Raw genomic sequence first — 16119 nt, forward strand, 5'->3', positions numbered from 1 at the left:
ATATTTACGTCACACTTATGACGGAAAAACTACTTCAATATCTTTGGAACTATAAGATTTTCAAACATTTTGACTTCAAGGATATTGAAGGAAATTCCGTTGAGATCATCCATTTCGGAAAATGGAATAAAAATGCAGGCCCTGATTTTCTTGATGCTAAAATCAAAATCAATGGCCTAGTTCTCGCAGGAAATATAGAACTGCACGTACGCTCTTCAGACTGGATTTTCCATAATCATTCCCAGGATCCCAATTACCACAATATCATTCTTCATGTGGTATTTCAGCACGACTTAGAAATTCGTGAACTTACAGAAAAGCAAGTTCCAACATTGGAACTGCATAATTATATTGATGAAAATATCGTATGGAAATATGATAAACTTATTAATGGAGATGAATTTATTGCCTGTGAAAAGATTTTTGATCCTAAAAAAATACCCGTCAATTTTCATGAAGAGAGTATCCTGAAAAAACTGGATGAAAAATCTTCAGAGCTTGAACTGAACTTACATCTGTACAAGAATAACTTTGAAGCAGTGCTGTTTCACAGTTTTGCCTACTCATTTGGTTTAAAAGTAAATGCTTCAATTTTCCGGCAGATTGCAGAAAGTATAGATTACAGTATTGTCAATAAAATCCGTCAGAATCCTCTTCAGCTTGAAGCTTTATTATTCGGAATTTCAGGATGGCTTGAAAAACCACAGGACGGGCAGATGACAATATGGAAAAGAGAATTTGATTTCATTAAAGCTAAATTTTCCATTTCTGATTTAAAATTTCATCCTAAGTTTTTAAGATTAAGACCTCCCAATTTTCCAACCATCCGATTGTCTCAATTAGCAGACCTTTACAAACATCAGAATTTGTTCTCAAAAATTATGGAAGCGAGAAGTGCAGAACAACTCTACTCCATTTTCAAATCTATAAAAGCCTCTGAGTATTGGGATTTTCATTTTAATTTCGGAAGTATTTCCAAAATGCAGCCTAAAACATTGAGTAAAGATTTTGTAGATCTTCTCATTGTAAACACGGTAATCCCCCTACAATATGCTTATTACAGATACCATCAGGAAGATATTGCAGACGAAATCATTGAGCTTTACAAGACAATTGATGGCGAGAAAAATACCGTCATTAATGGCTGGAAAAAGCTTGGATTACAGATCACCAGCGCTCTGGAAAGTCAAAGTCTTATTTATCATCATAAAACCTTTTGTGAACCGAAAAACTGTTTATCCTGCGCTATCGGATTCAAACTTTTAAAAGAATAACGGGATCTGAACCGGTTATATCATTCAAAAATCTTTGTCAAAAAAATTCCTTAACTTTGAGTATTAGATTAACTCTTAAATAACAATCTGGAAATGCTGAGTAATATCCGTCATAAAATGGAAAGAGAATGGTTTGGTGTACTGACAAGAACAGGTGCCAAGCTGGGAATTCCTGTTTCTAAATTGAGAATTTTCTTCATCTACTCTACTTTTGCAACGGCTGGATTTTTCTTTCTGATCTACTTAGGATTGGCATTTACCCTTTGGATTAAAGATATTTTCATCACCAGAAGACCGAGTGTCTTTGATTTATAAATTATGGAATTTTTACCGATTACTTCTGCAGAAGATCATAGGGTTCAGGAAATCTATGCTTCATACACCACAACTTTTCCTGTAGACGAGCAAAGAGATAAAGATAAGTTTGAAAGCTTATTTTCAAATCCTTATGTAGAATTCATGTCTGTTATCCAAGAATCGGAAGCTATTGGCTACCTCATCCTTTGGAAACTGAGTTCTTTTGTTTTTGTAGAGCATTTTGAAGTGTTTGAAGCATTCAGAAGTAAAAAATTAGGTTCTCATATCATGAATCATTTATCGGACAATTATCCACAGATTATCCTCGAAATTGAGCCTGCAGAATTGAGTGAAGATGCTGCAAGACGTTATTCTTTTTATCAGAGAAATAATTTCAGCCTGATTGATACCACTCATGTACAGCCTAGCTATGGTGAAGGAAAAAAATCCTTGAACTTATGGCTGCTTGCTAACTACACTCCTGAAAATATAGAGGAAGCTAAAAAAGAAATTCATAAAATTATTTATGCTTAAAATATAAAACGCCGGGAAGCTATTCCGGCGTTTTTCTTTTACTGATATTTATATTAATTTACTTCATACTCCAGTTTGATAGTAATACTGGCTTCTTTTTCTTTGGATGAAGTATTGAAAGTTCCACCGTAAGAGTAATCTTCATTGGAATTGGGTGCCGTAATCTGAATCACTCCCATCGTTGCCTTTTTCAGATTTCCCAGACTGCTTCCCGAGTTTTCTGCAATTTTCTCAGCACGTTCTTTTGCATCTTTTGTGGCGCTGGCAATCATTTCCTGTTTCACTGTAGCCAGTTTGGTGTAGAAATAGGCTGGTGAAGAAGAAGTGAATTCAATTCCCCTGTTGATAATTTCGGTAATATTTCTGGAAAGGTTTTCTATTTTTCCCACTTCTTTACTTTCAATAGAAACCTTTTGGGTAAGATTGTAACCAGAGAATTCCCCCTGAACATAGTTTCCGTTTGAATCATTATAGCTTCTGAACTGCTTCTGAATATCTACCGAAGAAAATACGATCTCTTTCTGTTGTATTCCTTTTGAAAGCAGATAGTCATTGATTACTTTTCTATCCATTGCCAGTTCATCATAGGCTGATTTCAGGTCTACATTATTTTTGGAAAAACTTCCGGACCAGGTGATCAGATCTGATGTAAACTGTTTTGTTCCTAATCCTGTTACGGAAATGGTATTTTCAGATTTATTTCTGTTTTTAATAGCATTTCCTAAAAAGCCAAGACCAATGATAAATCCCAGTGCTGCAATAGCTACTGCAAAAATGTTTTTATTCATAAAATTTGTGAATTTGGATTGTTACATTATATGGTATCAATTTCTATTCCAATATTTTAAGATTTTATTAACATTTGAATTACTTTTGACTCTCCTTTAGTCTTTCCATAAAAAGTGGTACGGTTTCTTCCAGCCTCAGCATGACACCGGAAAGATTTCTTGCTTTTACATACGTTCGTACCTGAGGTTTTGCCAGAAATGAAAACTGAATAAATTCTGAAATTCTGTCACCAGGAATTCCGGCTTTGATAAAATATTCATCGTCTATTCTATCCCGAACCCAGGCAATATGTTCCTGAAGATCATCATACCTGTATTGTCTTTTCTGTCTTCTGGCTTTCCCGCTAATCAGGTCATATACGCCCTGAACATTGAGGTTTCCTAAAAGTATTGGTAAAAGAACACTTTTCACTTCTGCCGGCTTCTCTCTCATTTTTCCTACCGGCTGCGGAAGGCCAACGGCATCTCTTACCTGCTCTCCTTTATCTACTTTGGCTACAATCCGGGAATCTGTTTCCAGATCTCCGGTGAGTTTTTTTACAATTTTTACTTCACCCACATCTCTCGGAATCTGGTGAAGTGTAATAAACAGAGGTAAGTTATTCCCATTGCTAAGAACCCTTCTGGAGACTCTGTTGAAATCTTCTTTTACAAATCTTAATTCATCGTTGGGATTGGCATCAATAGAAAATACACCTTCAGAATCGGAATATACTTTCTTATCAGTAGACATATTAATCACGATCACTTTAGTCAGATTTTCGCCATTGTCATCCACTATTCGTCCCGTTACTTTCTGCTGGGACATAACAAAAGTACTGCAAAGCAGCAGCAGGAAAAGAAAAGTATTTCTTTGCTTTAATGTTTCAATATTTTCAGTGATATAAGCCAACTTTAAATGTATATATTATTCCTGTGTTCCTTCTAATTTATGGGTTTTATTATATTCTGCGAAGGCAACTTTAAGTTCATATTCAACGACACTTATACTAAAATCCTTTCGGTATCTTTTTGCCAATGAACGCGTTTTATCAGCATAAAGAAGAAATGCATCAATCTGTTCTTCATCCATTCCGTATCTTTTCAGGAAATTCAGGTTCACTTCATTTCTTACTCTCCTCAGGAAATCCTGAGTTTCATTGTAATTCGCTTTGGTAACCTTCGGCTGCGCCAATTTCTTTACAGCATTAAATACACCAAACAAATTGACTTGTCCTGCATTGAAATCATGACCGGTAAAAGTCTTCGAAACAGTATTATTAGGTAACGGCTGATTCAATGGACTTCTCATATAATCATCCATCTCTGATTTCAAGGCCTGAAGTTTTCTGGATTCATTATAGTGTTGATTATCTTTTGCCAGATTTCCGGTAGGTTTATACTTTATTTTAACCTCAGGAATTTGGATTTCTATTTTCCTCAGCATAATATGGAACGGAGCATTGATCTCTTCTTTGGTTATTTTTTTATCAACACGATAATATCCTTCTTTTACAAATCTGATCTCATCATTTTCTTTGGCTTCGATTTCAAAATTCCCGGCCATATCGCTTAATGCGCTTTTATTCCCGGAGATATTTACAACGAGTACAGGTGCTAAATCCAATTCATCTCCGGTTATTACCTTCCCTGATATTTTTTGTTGTCCCCAAAATTTCGGAGCGATACAAAAAAGCACAAATAACAAAACCCTTTTGATATATTTTATTTCCATATTATCTTTGAGTTTGTGGAGCACGATAAGATGAAATTCTTGTCAGGACAAAACGCTGAAACCTGTACAGATCCGCCTCACTGCAGAATCCGTATTTCAGGATTTTTTTTCTTTCGAAGCCGCCTGCAAAAACATAGTAAATAAAATGGTCTATCAGAGGTTTCTCTATTTTAAGATTGGTAAAATAATCATCGCCAAGGCTTGCTCTGATATATTTCATTAAGTCTACATCATCCCATTTATCTTTAACTTTTCCTATAGAAAATCCCTCACCTTTCGGCTGTATAAATTCTCCGGGCCTTGCTGCCAATATTCTGGGATCTGATTTCTGAGCAATATACTGATCCATTTCTTTAATCAGTTTTTCAACCTTTTTTGGTTTATTATAAAGTTTTGAATCAATTTTAAGGTTTCCGGTAAGCCCTTGCTTTACTTCCACTTCAGGAATCTCAATAGTCTTGCGAACCATGCTTATATTCATAGGAGTTTGGGTATTTTCCTGAGAAACTCTTTTTGTGAGACGCTCATAACCTGCTTTTATAAACCGCAATTCATCTCCCTGTCTTCCGGAAATCATAAAATGGCCATCCCGGTTTGAAACCACTATCTCGTCAGTTCGGATATTTACAACATTCACATCCTGCATTTCACTACCACTTTCTGAAATGATCTTACCAAATATATAACTTTGGGCATGGGTGTGGATAAAAAGAAGAAAGGATAAGAAAAAGAATAGTTTAAGTTTCACGGGCTATTTTTTATTAAGCAAAGCTAAAATTATTTTTAATTTATCCCATAAGTTTAACCACAGTTAACGCGTTTTAATATTTCTTTTTGATTTTTGCCTTACAAACTGTTAAATAGCCGAATTAAATTGTTAAAGTTTCTTTTAAATTTTAGCTAACTTGCAGTCTCAATTCTCTTTCAACAATGCAAAATTCTTACACAGTCATCAATGCTTCTGCCGGATCCGGGAAAACCTATGCTCTGGTACAAAGGCTTCTGATGATCTGTCTCCGCTATCCTAATCAACAGCAGTCGATCAGGAATATTCTCGCACTGACTTTCACCAACAAGGCAGCCAATGAGATGAAGGAAAGAATTTTATCCTGGCTGGGAAATTTCTCAGCGAAAGATTATGCAGAGAACACAGATCTGAAAAACATTCAGAAAGCATTTGAAGAACAAGGTTTAAAAATTACCATTGATGAGCTTCATCACCGTTCTAAAAAATTACTGGACTACGTTCTCCACAATTATTCCACACTGAATATCGGAACAATTGACCGTTTTAACTCAAGATTGGTACGAAGTTTTTCTTATGAATTGGGATTGGCGAAAAATTTTAACCTTGAAATTGAAGCTGAGCCGTTTCTGATAGAAGCTGTTGATAAAATGCTGGATCAGATTGGTGAGAATGAAAACATCTCCAATTCTTTCATGGATTATGTAGATTACAGTCTGGAAAACAATGAAAGGATTAATCTTAATAAAAATCTTTATGATTCTGCGAAGGAATTTGTAAAGGATATTCACTATGAACATTTGAAAAGCAATAAAAGTTTTGACGATGCCAATTATGAAAATATAAAGAATACACTTCGTAAAGAGATTGTTCTCAACAAAAAACAGTCTGCAGAACTGGCTGCCGGTTCCATTGAATTATTCAAATCAAGAAATATTGATATTGAAGATTTTGCCCAGGGTAAAAACGGAATCGGAGGCTTCTTTACTAAGGTTATAGATTTTTATCAACAGAAAAGAGCTGGTTTTCCTTTTCCTACTACGCAGGAAGAATCTGTTATCAATAATTACAGAAAAGGAGCATCTTCAAAATCAAAACATAAAGAGTCTGAAATTTTCGAAATCCTTGATCAGCTTCTCGACAACAGAATGAAATTGATTCTTCTGTACATCGAAACCCAAAAGAAAGAGAAAGTTTTATCTGCTCTTCTCCCTTTAAAGGTAAACAAAGATATTCAGGATGAGCTTCAAAAAATTGAGGAAGAAAATGATCTTGTTCTTCTTTCTAAATTTAATATTCTGATCAATGAAAATCTTAAAAATGAACCTTCCGCTTTTATTTATGAAAAAGTAGGTTCACAGTTTCAGCATTATTTCTTTGATGAGTTTCAGGATACATCGGAACTGCAGTGGCAGAATTTTGTCCCATTGAGAGATCACAGTGTTTCTACAGAATACACATCTTTTACATTGGTGGGTGATCCCAAGCAGAGTATTTACCGATTCCGTGGTGGAGAAAGTAAACTGATGCTGGATATTATCAACAAAAAAGAATTTTCACCCAAGGAAGCTGATCTTCTGGTATTAAAAGATAACTGGAGAAGTGCGAGAAACATTGTACAATTCAACAATGAGCTGTACCGCTTTCATTCTGAAGGACTACTTGAAGAGCATAAAAATATTTTCGGGGCAGATGCTGAGCAAAACCCGAAATCCAAAATGGATGGACGCGTAAAGGTAAATCTGATCGACAATCTTACGAATGAAGAATTCTATACAGATACTTCAGAAAGAATGCAGAAAGATATTCAGGAATGTCTGGATAATGGTTTCAAGTTTTCTGACATTACGATTCTTTGCCGTGGAAATTTTGATATTTTCAGTTATTCCCAAAAGCTGGGAAGCTTAAAGGTTAAGTATAAAGGAGAAGAAACCAATATTAAAACGATTTCCGATAAAGGGCTTACGCTGGAACTTTCCAATACCTTAAAAGCGGTTATTGAATTTCTTCGTTGGGAGCTTAATCCAAAGAATAAGCATTGTCTGATCATGATGATGTATCACCTGAATACATTGGGAAAAATTGATATGCCGGATTTCACTTTAGGAATGAAAGAAATTCTGGATATTGAAGGCCATGAAGAAATTCTTCAGTTTATTCAGCAAAAATATTCTTTACAGCTTAAACAGGATAATTTTCCCAGATTCAATCTTTATAATTTCATTGAATATTACATCAACGAATTTTCTGTTGAAAATAAAGAAACGGACTTTTTACTGAACTTCCTGGAAATGCTTTTCAACTTTACGCAGAATGCAGGTGCCAGTACCAAAGAGTTTCTGAAATATTGGGACGAAGAAGCTTCATCATACACCATTCAGGCTTCAGAAAATATTGATGCTGTCCAGATCATGACGATCCACAAGTCCAAAGGGCTGGAGTTCCCGATTGTTTTTATCCCTATGATGAACAAAAACCGGGACAGTGAATTTACCAACTGGTTTGATACCAATGAAAATCAAGCTTTAAAGTCTGTCAACATCAATCAGTTCAGCAAAAATCTGGAAGCTTATGATGATGAAATCTTGTTTTTCAATACTAAAAACTCCTATAAAAATCTGATTGATAGATTATGTCTCCAGTATGTTGCGACAACAAGACCTGTTGAACAATTGTTTTTTTATCTTCAAAAAGCCAATAAGACTTCTAATAATCTGGAGCTTTTGGAATTCCTTCAAACAAAAAATCCTGAACAGGCTGATGAGTTTGACGTGTATGCCGTAAATCCTGAGATGCTGAAAAAATATTCGAAAGATAAAAGTTCCTCTTTTAAGACCCAGAATATTGAGAATCTGAAAAACGTTAATGAAAAAAGCACATCCATCAAAATTGCTACGCCTTCAAAAAACTATCAGGTACGAAATGAAAAGGTAAGAATCGGGCTTTTTGTGCATGAACTTTTATCGAAAATCAATACGGAAAAGGATATTGCAAAGGTATTGGATGGCTATGCTTTAGAAGGGCAGATTACGCTGGAGGAGAAAAATGAGATACAGGTTACGCTGCAGGAAATTGTCAGAACGTATGCAGAATTCTTTGATGAAAAATGGGAAGTAATCAATGAAAAAGATATCATGATTTCTGAAAGAGGAGAAAGCCATATATTCAGGCCAGACCGTATTCTGAAGGACGAAGAAGGATACATCATTGTGGATTTCAAAACCGGTGAACAAAAAGCGAAGGATGAGGCACAGGTAGAAGGGTATAAAGATATTCTTGAGCGTCTGGGCAAAAAAGTACTCAAAACTCAGATCATCTATTTATAATTTAAACATTTCCAAAAGGTTAATATCATAATTCTTGTAAAAAAGTCTTTAAAATACAAAAGGTTTTATTATTTTTATTCAGTACGAATAAAATATAACCTTTGATTATATTTTGATTAGAACTAACCAACCATGAGAATATATTTAACTTCCCTTGTCATAAGTCTGATAATCATGTTGTTTTCTACAATGGTCATTTATCATATTATGGATTACTTAGATTCCTCTGCCAGAGAAGATAACCGTCATTATATGTCTACTGAAAACATTGTCAACTCATTGTTTCTGAGCTCTGTATTAGGATCAGTTGTCTTTATTTCTGCAGTGAGAATCCAAAGACCTGCGTATAAAAAATAGCGACATATCATACAATAAAAAAAACCGCTATTCCTTAGGATAACGGTTTTATATTTTGAAGAATTTTCAATCTTAAGCAGTTGTATCAGGAGTAAATACTCTCTGAGACAATTCCTGATCAAAAAGGTATAATGCAGATGGGTTATCGCACACCATTTTGATTTTTGTTACGTATTGAGAAGCACTCGCTTCCTCCTCTACCTGTTCATTGATAAACCACTGCAGGAATGATGTTGTTGCAAAATCTCCCTCTTCATTTGCATTTTTTACAATATTGAAAATACTTTTAGTGACAATTTTCTCATGTGCCAATGCTTTTTCAAAAATATCTGTCGCATTTTCGAACTCATGCGGAGGTTTGGGAATTTCTCCGATGATAATTTCACCTCCTACATCATTCAAATAATCAAACATTTTATCGGCATGCATCAATTCTTCTTTGCTCTGTACTCTGAAATAGTTGGCAATTCCATCCAGGTCTTTTCCAGAAAACCATGCAGACATTGAAAGATAATATTGAGCGGCGTATTGTTCGTGGGCAATTTGTTCGTTGATTAATTTTGCAATTTTTTCGCTAACCATAAGTATTAAATTTATAGTCAAAAATAGGGAATAAAAGCCCGAAATCAAAAGTTTTAAAGAAAATTAATACAAAAAGGATGGAACAATATCCATCCTTAACACATTAAAAAACTAAAATTACAAACTGTTATTTTACTTCAGCAGTTTCCGTATTCATCGGCTTTTTCATCATTCTTCTTTCTTTCATTGCCATTTTCATTTTCTCTGCTTTAGCTTTTCTGTCAGCCTGCCATTTATCATATTGATCAGGAGTAAGGATTTTTTTCATATCGGTATCCATTTGTGCTCTTTTGGCCTGCATTTCCTGCATCTTAGCTTGTCTGTCCACTTTATTTTTGTCAAATTCTGCCTTCATTTCAGCTTTTCTTTTATCCTGAAGAGCCTTTATCTGTGCTACCTGAGATGGGTTAAGATTAAGGTCTTTTTGCATCTGGTCCAGACGTTCCTGTTGTTTCTGTTCCATTTTCTGCTTCATTTCAACGGCTCTTGCCTGTCTGTCTTGTGGAGTTGTAGTCTGTTGTGCCATTGCAAAACCTCCTATTCCGATAAATGCTATTGCTAAAACTAATTTTTTCATCTTTTTAAAATTTAATTAATTGTTATTTTGTTATTATATCTTTTTGATTACGAATTAAAACACAAGTTAAATTAACAAATTCATAAATAATGTTAAATTTCAATAAAAATAAATTAATAAATCAATAAAAAAAGGACAGATTATAAAAACCTGTCCTTCACACCACTTAAATATAATATATGAAAATTAATTCCTTACTAAACTGCCTCTAAAACCGCCACCGCTATTACCACGGTTCCCTTGTCTTGGTGCAGAATTTTCAGATCTTTGTCTGAAACCTCCATTATTTCCTCTGAATCCGCCATTATCTTCTCTTTTAGGAGCTTCTCTTCTTACTTCACTGTTCCCTCTGAAACCGCCTCCATTATTATTTCTGAATCCTCCGTTATCAGAGTTCCCTCTGTTTCCTCCATTATCAGAATTCCCTCTGAAACCACCTTCATTGCTGTTTCTGAAACCACCGGAATTATTATTACTTCCATTATTTCCTCGGAAGCCTCCTGAGTTTCCGTTGTTTCTTGTGTTTCTGAAACCGTTATCCGGCCTGCTGTCTCTTCTGATAATATCAAAAGTAGGATTATCCATTCTGCGGAATCTTGAGCGGTCTACCCTATAAACGTTGATATTAATATTTCTATATCTTGGCATTACCGTATATCTCGGTACATAATAAGTTCTTCTGTAATTCTGGAAATAAACTATCGGACTGGATCCTCTGTAATAGTTATTCTGGAAAACTACAAATACTCTTGGTCCTAAAATTCTCTCCAGAGCATAAAATCTGTCATAATACCATCTGTCCGGATTGTATCTGTAGAAATTATTCCATGCTGTAAAACTTGCATATAGATTATTTAATCTCATAATCTGGTCTACCTGCCATCTGCTTAATCTGTTCTGTACGAAAAATCCGTTCCAGTCGATATTAATAATACTTCCTCTGTAGTCGTTATAATAGCTTTGGTAATAATTACTTGGATAATAGTCCTGAGGATAATTGTAATAATAATCATCAGGGAAATAATTTCTATCATCTTGATCACTGTAATAACCTCCATCATTCTGATAATAACCGTCATCATCCCAACCATTATTCGGATACTGCTGAGCTGACGTTAAAACGCCTAACCCAAAAGCTAATCCCAAAAATATTTTTTTCATCTCTATAGTCGTTAATTGGTTAATATATAGCAGAATATCTTAATTCTATCTTTTTGATACAAATAAAAAAAAGAAGTTAAATCATAAGATTAAACTTCTTTTAAAATATTTTTAACTATCTGATAATCAATTGTTAAATTTACACTCTTCCACTATCTTTTACCCAGTGAGCAATTTTTTGATTGAAAGATTTTTTCTCTTTCAGGTCTTCAAGTTTGATATGCATTCTGTAGCGCCAATAATGGGGGAAAACTGCAGGATTGTTGATTCTTTCGTTATCCATCTTCTTATTGGTTAGTTCTGCATCTGTCGCCAGAAACTCCTGGATCGGGAAAATAGCCAGCATTGCCTCGTTGTATAAATGCTGCTTCATGATGATCTCTGCAAGATGAGGATTGAGATCTTCAGGCGCTTTCCCGTACTGTATCAGCTGCTGATTGTAGTATTTCTGTGTCAATACAGGATCTTCTTTCCACCATTGTCTCAATGTTGAACTGTCGTGAGAAGAAGCCGTCACCACATTCATATAGTTGGCATTCTTAGGATTATAGAATGGAATATTTTCAGAAGGCATTCTCTGTACTTTAAGGGCTATAATAGCCAATTCATCCATCACAGTGGGTACGCAGGCAGGAACCATTCCCAGGTCTTCACCGCAGATCAGCATTTTGGTAGCATTCAGGATAACCGGAAGTTTCTCCATAGCCTTTTCAAACCATAAGTGATCCTGTCTTCTGAAGAAGTAATCATGATAGAGATCATAAATACTCTTTTGCTCTGCTTCCGGAAGGTATTGATAAGATTCCGTATTGTAAACATTGAATCTCGGATGGTAAACTGTTTTCCCATTTCTTTCTTCTGTTAAAAACAAAACGTTGGCACAAAGGGAAACTAATTTTTCTTCAAGAGAACCATGTGGTTTTTTCTTAAAGAAGTTAACGAGTTTTCTTTGAGTATCAAATTCTTCTTTGAAAGTATAAGTACCATCTTCATTACGGTTCATCAACTCAAGAGCTGTTCCGCTTTCTTCACCAAAATAATCCCATAAAATCTTATTGTTGATAAAAGGCTTACAATACCTGTTAAAATTGAACGGAATCTGCCAGGCTTTAAATTCCTCCGCTACAATAGGAACAGCCGGATAGAAGTATCCTAAAATTCCCTGTACAGCAGATATTGGCATTCTCCATATTCTGAAGAATCCTAAAATATGATCAATTCTCATGGCATCAAAGTACTGTTCCAATGCTTTGAATCTGTTTTTCCACCATCTGTAATCATCCGCCTTCATCGCTTCCCAATTATAAGTTGGGAACTCCCAGTTTTGCCCCAGTTCAGTAAACTGGTCAGGAGGTGCACCAGCCTGGAAATCCATACCGAATAATTCCGGTTCTGTCCAGGCTTCTACAGAATATCTGTAAATACCAATAGGAAGATCTCCCTTCAACGAAACTCCCAGGTTATGGGTATAATCAACAGCATCTTTCAGCTGTACATGCAATTGATATTGTACCCAGGCATGAAGCATTGAGGTATCGTAATCTTTATTTTTCGTTGTAAAAAACTGTGAGATCTTTCCGGCAATATATTTCTTGTGGGTCTTCCAGTCGTTGAAATTAGGTGTTTTATATTTGTCTCTTAAAACACAGAACGCAGAATAAGGAACAAGCCAATATTCATTATCCTTGATGAATTTTTTGAAATTCCTGTCTTTATAAATTTTGTCTTTTTCCTTATTGAAAACAGCAGTAAGATATTTCCACTTGCCCTCTATCATCTTTTCATAATCAATCAGATCCAGAGCGTTTAAATGCTCTTTTTCAGATAGATACTCTTTAACTAATTCTTTCGGTAAAGAATAATCAAGGCTCTCTAAGGAGATATACTGAGGATGCAGGGCATACACAGATACTGCAGCATAGGGATAGGAATCCGTCCAGGAATAATTAGCCGTTGTATCATTGATCGGTAGAATCTGAATAATTCCAAGATTGGTTTCTTTGGTCCAATCTGCCAGTTTTTTAATATCTGTAAATTCTCCCACTCCAAATCCATTTTCGCTTCTCAAAGAAAATACAGGAATTGCTACACCTGCATCATGATACATCTGATAGCCTTTAAACCTGAAATAATGGTTGGAGACAATCTGCAAAACATCAGCTAATTGGTTAGCTACCGTGAATCTGTTTTCTCCCGTTTCTACATCTATAACCCTATTTTCTTTAGCATCGTAAATACAATATTTAAATTGGATAAATTCATTCTCCGGAATTTCAACGGAGGCTTCCCACATTCCAAAATCTGTCTGATTAAGATGAATAACTTTGTCGTAACTCCAATTTCCTAAAGATGCCGTACTTCCGAAAAGAACAATCCTCCAATCCGGATTATAAATAGGAGCTTCTATTCTAAAGAGATGGGTATGTCTTTTTAAAACAGTAACTTTTTCAGGAATAAAGTCGTGCAGTTTATTGTAAAGAATTTTGTTATTTAAATAATTCTCAGGAAAGTTTTTATTATTCCATTCATCAAAAATGATAAACTCCTTATAATTATGTGGAAAACTCAAATGATGTCCCACGAATTCCTCCCGTAACACATTTCCTTTTTCATTTACTACGCGATAATGGTAGGAAATAAATTTTGAAAAATAATCTACTTCACATTTCCATAGACCATTCTCCGCATAAAACATTGTATGGACATGTAAGGCATTCTCCTCTTCACCAAATACCAGCTGCAGGTGTTCTCCAGCATTTACAATATATCCTACATTAAAGTATAGTTTCATCTATATTTTTTTATAAAAGTACATTTTAATATCGAAAAATAAAACTTATTGGATATCAAATAATCATTAAAAAACCTTCTCAAAATAATTTGAAAAGGTCTTTATATGCTGATTTATAGCACTCTATTATCTTGTTACTAAAATCTTTTTATTGAATATAACTTTTCCAGATTCGTCAGCAATATTTACAATATAAGCTCCTGTTACCAATCCTTTAAGATATACCTTTTCATCTAATGAACCCTCTTTCACAGATAAGTTCTGAGTCATAACACTTTTACCTGCCATATCAAAAATGTTCAGTTTAATGGAACCTTTTACATTGTTATTAACATGAACGTTAATATAGTGTTCATCAACTCTGGTCGGATAAATATCAAGATTAACAGCCAGAGTATTTACTGTTGAAGATTTATCATTAGCAAAATATTTACTTGCTAAATCATAAATATGAAGCCCTTGTTCACCCGGAAGTTGTTTAGCCTGTAAACTTTCCAGATCAACTTCGTATAAAGCTCCTCCTTTTGCACTAGCTACGACAACTTTTCCTTGAGCATTTACAGCAGAACCATTAACTGAATAATTATCAGGAATACCTGCAATTTTACCAATAAATTTAGCTTTCAGATCTTTAGTCAAAACTTTGAAAACATTTCCAGAAGCGGCAAAAACATAGAAGTTATTATCTGCATCAGCAATCATATCACCTCCAAAACCTGTTTCCATTGCAGTAAATGAATTTCTGCCATTTGAAGGATCATCTTTAATGATTCCAAGGTCATTTACAGTGTATTGTCCGGCCTCTTTTCTTATTTCCAAAAACTGTGTCCCTGCATTATTTACAGCATAAATGTTTCCGTTATATCCGGTTGCCATTCTGGTAATATGAGAATTAATATCACATGATGAAACCCTCGCCACATTATTTTCTACTAAAGTAATTTCTTTTGTCTTTGGATTCAAGACATAGATATTCGAAGAAAACATAGGCATGTATACTAGATTATTATTCGAAGAATCATAGGCAAGAGCAGCTAATGTTACGGCTTGAGAATGATTGTAAGAATTTTTGTCTTCCGCTACAACTCCTTTTCTTGTCTGAGAAAATACTTTTGACGAAGATTCGGCAGTAAAAAACTTTTCTCCTGAAGTTCCATTAGTGCCATCAATTGCACGAAAATCATTGAATGTAATACTTTGGGTAGCTTTTCCTGTAATCGCAAAGAAATCCTGTTGTGCTTGGGCATTCACACCGAATAACAGTAAAAACAGAGGGAATAAATGTTTTTTCATATGAGATATTTTTAGATTCGTAATTGTTTTTATCTTACTAAGTTACATAATTTTTGAATTAGAAAACTAAAAATCCCTGGTATTTGAATAAAATTTAAATAGGGAAAGTGGAGAGATGAAAAATAATGAATGACGAGTTTCGAGATACGGGGTTCTGGAGTCACAATTAGTAATTGGTTATAAATTTTTGTTCTCCTATCTTCTTTATTTCAATTGTCACATTGCTATACTATTGTGTCATTTTCTAGGAATCAAACTTTATGTGGTTTGGTTTAAAGGATGTAAGATGACGGTACAGGATAATTAATGTCTAAGTTTTTTAACAGCTAGTATTAGCAGTGTCATGCTGAGCGGAGTCGAAGCATTTTAATAAAGAAGAACTCTGTTGAGACTCCTGCGGAGTGACCATTGGAGTGTGTGCTGTCCGCTATCAGTGATAAGTGATAAATGATAAATGACAAGTGATGAATGATGAATAATCGATGTATTGCTCATTACTCATTACTCATTACTCATTACTCATTACTCATTACTCATTACTCATTACTCATTACTCATTACTCATTACTCATGAATTGAGCTGGGTAGAAAACAAAAAAACCTTTATCGTAAAGATAAAGGTTTTTTAAAAATAAAATAAAAACTGGCGGCGGCCTACTCTCCCGCGTTAGCAGTACCAT

At 34.7% G+C, this 16119-nt stretch carries 14 protein-coding genes; 5 read left to right on the forward strand and 9 right to left on the reverse strand.

The window, feature by feature from the left end:
- The first annotated feature begins 17 nt into the window (after positions 1 to 17).
- The 3 genes from RAH34_RS20130 to RAH34_RS20140 all read left to right on the forward strand — a co-directional run bounded on the left by RAH34_RS20130 (position 18) and on the right by RAH34_RS20140 (position 2105).
- Entirely contained in the window at positions 18 to 1274 is a 1257-nt protein-coding gene (locus tag RAH34_RS20130; protein ID WP_306597299.1) for a DUF2851 family protein, read from the forward strand.
- A 93-nt stretch (positions 1275 to 1367) separates the two neighbouring features.
- On the forward strand, positions 1368 to 1589 hold the full coding sequence (locus RAH34_RS20135) for a PspC family transcriptional regulator (RefSeq protein ID WP_034695702.1): 222 nt from the start codon (positions 1368 to 1370) through the stop codon (positions 1587 to 1589).
- Positions 1590 to 1592: 3 nt separating this feature from the next.
- Positions 1593 to 2105, forward strand: a complete 513-nt coding sequence (locus RAH34_RS20140; RefSeq protein WP_306597300.1) for a GNAT family N-acetyltransferase — start codon at positions 1593 to 1595, stop codon at positions 2103 to 2105.
- A 53-nt stretch (positions 2106 to 2158) separates the two neighbouring features.
- Here the strand turns inward: RAH34_RS20140 and RAH34_RS20145 are convergent, their stop codons facing one another.
- From RAH34_RS20145 to RAH34_RS20160, 4 genes are all read right to left on the reverse strand, one after another.
- Positions 2159 to 2893 (reverse strand): SIMPL domain-containing protein, encoded by a 735-nt coding sequence (locus RAH34_RS20145; RefSeq protein WP_114822027.1) that lies wholly within the window; start codon positions 2891 to 2893, stop codon positions 2159 to 2161.
- 79 nt (positions 2894 to 2972) lie between these two features.
- On the reverse strand, positions 2973 to 3785 hold the full coding sequence (locus RAH34_RS20150) for a carboxypeptidase regulatory-like domain-containing protein (RefSeq protein WP_306597301.1): 813 nt from the start codon (positions 3783 to 3785) through the stop codon (positions 2973 to 2975).
- Positions 3786 to 3800: 15 nt separating this feature from the next.
- Complete coding sequence (locus RAH34_RS20155) at positions 3801 to 4607, reverse strand: hypothetical protein (RefSeq protein ID WP_306597302.1); 807 nt, start codon at positions 4605 to 4607, stop codon at positions 3801 to 3803.
- Position 4608: 1 nt separating this feature from the next.
- Positions 4609 to 5355: a carboxypeptidase-like regulatory domain-containing protein gene (locus tag RAH34_RS20160; protein WP_306597303.1), complete on the reverse strand. Its 747-nt coding sequence runs from the start codon at positions 5353 to 5355 to the stop codon at positions 4609 to 4611.
- A 182-nt stretch (positions 5356 to 5537) separates the two neighbouring features.
- Here RAH34_RS20160 and RAH34_RS20165 point away from each other — a divergent pair, with 182 nt between their 5' ends.
- Together RAH34_RS20165 and RAH34_RS20170 are read left to right on the forward strand one after the other, a co-directional pair.
- Positions 5538 to 8678 (forward strand): exodeoxyribonuclease V subunit beta, encoded by a 3141-nt coding sequence (locus RAH34_RS20165; RefSeq protein WP_306597304.1) that lies wholly within the window; start codon positions 5538 to 5540, stop codon positions 8676 to 8678.
- 207 nt (positions 8679 to 8885) lie between these two features.
- On the forward strand, positions 8886 to 9035 hold the full coding sequence (locus RAH34_RS20170; protein ID WP_306597305.1) for a hypothetical protein: 150 nt from the start codon (positions 8886 to 8888) through the stop codon (positions 9033 to 9035).
- Positions 9036 to 9107: 72 nt separating this feature from the next.
- On the opposite strand, the gene RAH34_RS20175 is transcribed toward RAH34_RS20170, so the two are convergent.
- The 5 genes from RAH34_RS20175 to RAH34_RS20195 form a co-directional block, all read right to left on the reverse strand.
- Positions 9108 to 9617, reverse strand: a complete 510-nt coding sequence (locus RAH34_RS20175; protein WP_002981834.1) for a ferritin — start codon at positions 9615 to 9617, stop codon at positions 9108 to 9110.
- Between the two features lie 127 nt (positions 9618 to 9744).
- Complete coding sequence (locus RAH34_RS20180; protein ID WP_306597306.1) at positions 9745 to 10194, reverse strand: hypothetical protein; 450 nt, start codon at positions 10192 to 10194, stop codon at positions 9745 to 9747.
- A gap of 186 nt (positions 10195 to 10380) precedes the next feature.
- A complete protein-coding gene (locus RAH34_RS20185; RefSeq protein ID WP_114822032.1) occupies positions 10381 to 11355 on the reverse strand; it encodes a hypothetical protein in 975 nt (324 codons plus the stop codon).
- Between the two features lie 139 nt (positions 11356 to 11494).
- On the reverse strand, positions 11495 to 14146 hold the full coding sequence (locus RAH34_RS20190) for a 4-alpha-glucanotransferase (RefSeq protein WP_306597307.1): 2652 nt from the start codon (positions 14144 to 14146) through the stop codon (positions 11495 to 11497).
- A 126-nt stretch (positions 14147 to 14272) separates the two neighbouring features.
- Positions 14273 to 15439, reverse strand: a complete 1167-nt coding sequence (locus RAH34_RS20195; RefSeq protein ID WP_306597308.1) for a T9SS type A sorting domain-containing protein — start codon at positions 15437 to 15439, stop codon at positions 14273 to 14275.
- Positions 15440 to 16119: the final 680 nt, after the last annotated feature.

Origin of the sequence: Chryseobacterium sp. WLY505 (assembly GCF_030846215.1) — a bacterium.
Taxonomy (GTDB): Bacteria; Bacteroidota; Bacteroidia; order Flavobacteriales; family Weeksellaceae; genus Chryseobacterium.

Bases quoted from the DNA above. Each gene is read 5' to 3' on its own strand.
- RAH34_RS20130 (WP_306597299.1), top strand. From the start codon at position 18: ATGACGGAAAAACTACTTCAATATCTTTGGAACTATAAGATTTTCAAA.
- RAH34_RS20135 (WP_034695702.1), top strand. From the start codon at position 1,368: ATGCTGAGTAATATCCGTCATAAAATGGAAAGAGAATGGTTTGGTGTA.
- RAH34_RS20140 (WP_306597300.1), top strand. From the start codon at position 1,593: ATGGAATTTTTACCGATTACTTCTGCAGAAGATCATAGGGTTCAGGAA.
- RAH34_RS20145 (WP_114822027.1), bottom strand. From the start codon at position 2,893: ATGAATAAAAACATTTTTGCAGTAGCTATTGCAGCACTGGGATTTATC.
- RAH34_RS20155 (WP_306597302.1), bottom strand. From the start codon at position 4,607: ATGGAAATAAAATATATCAAAAGGGTTTTGTTATTTGTGCTTTTTTGT.
- RAH34_RS20165 (WP_306597304.1), top strand. From the start codon at position 5,538: ATGCAAAATTCTTACACAGTCATCAATGCTTCTGCCGGATCCGGGAAA.
- RAH34_RS20170 (WP_306597305.1), top strand. From the start codon at position 8,886: ATGGATTACTTAGATTCCTCTGCCAGAGAAGATAACCGTCATTATATG.
- RAH34_RS20175 (WP_002981834.1), bottom strand. From the start codon at position 9,617: ATGGTTAGCGAAAAAATTGCAAAATTAATCAACGAACAAATTGCCCAC.
- RAH34_RS20180 (WP_306597306.1), bottom strand. From the start codon at position 10,194: ATGAAAAAATTAGTTTTAGCAATAGCATTTATCGGAATAGGAGGTTTT.
- RAH34_RS20185 (WP_114822032.1), bottom strand. From the start codon at position 11,355: ATGAAAAAAATATTTTTGGGATTAGCTTTTGGGTTAGGCGTTTTAACG.
- RAH34_RS20190 (WP_306597307.1), bottom strand. From the start codon at position 14,146: ATGAAACTATACTTTAATGTAGGATATATTGTAAATGCTGGAGAACAC.
- RAH34_RS20195 (WP_306597308.1), bottom strand. From the start codon at position 15,439: ATGAAAAAACATTTATTCCCTCTGTTTTTACTGTTATTCGGTGTGAAT.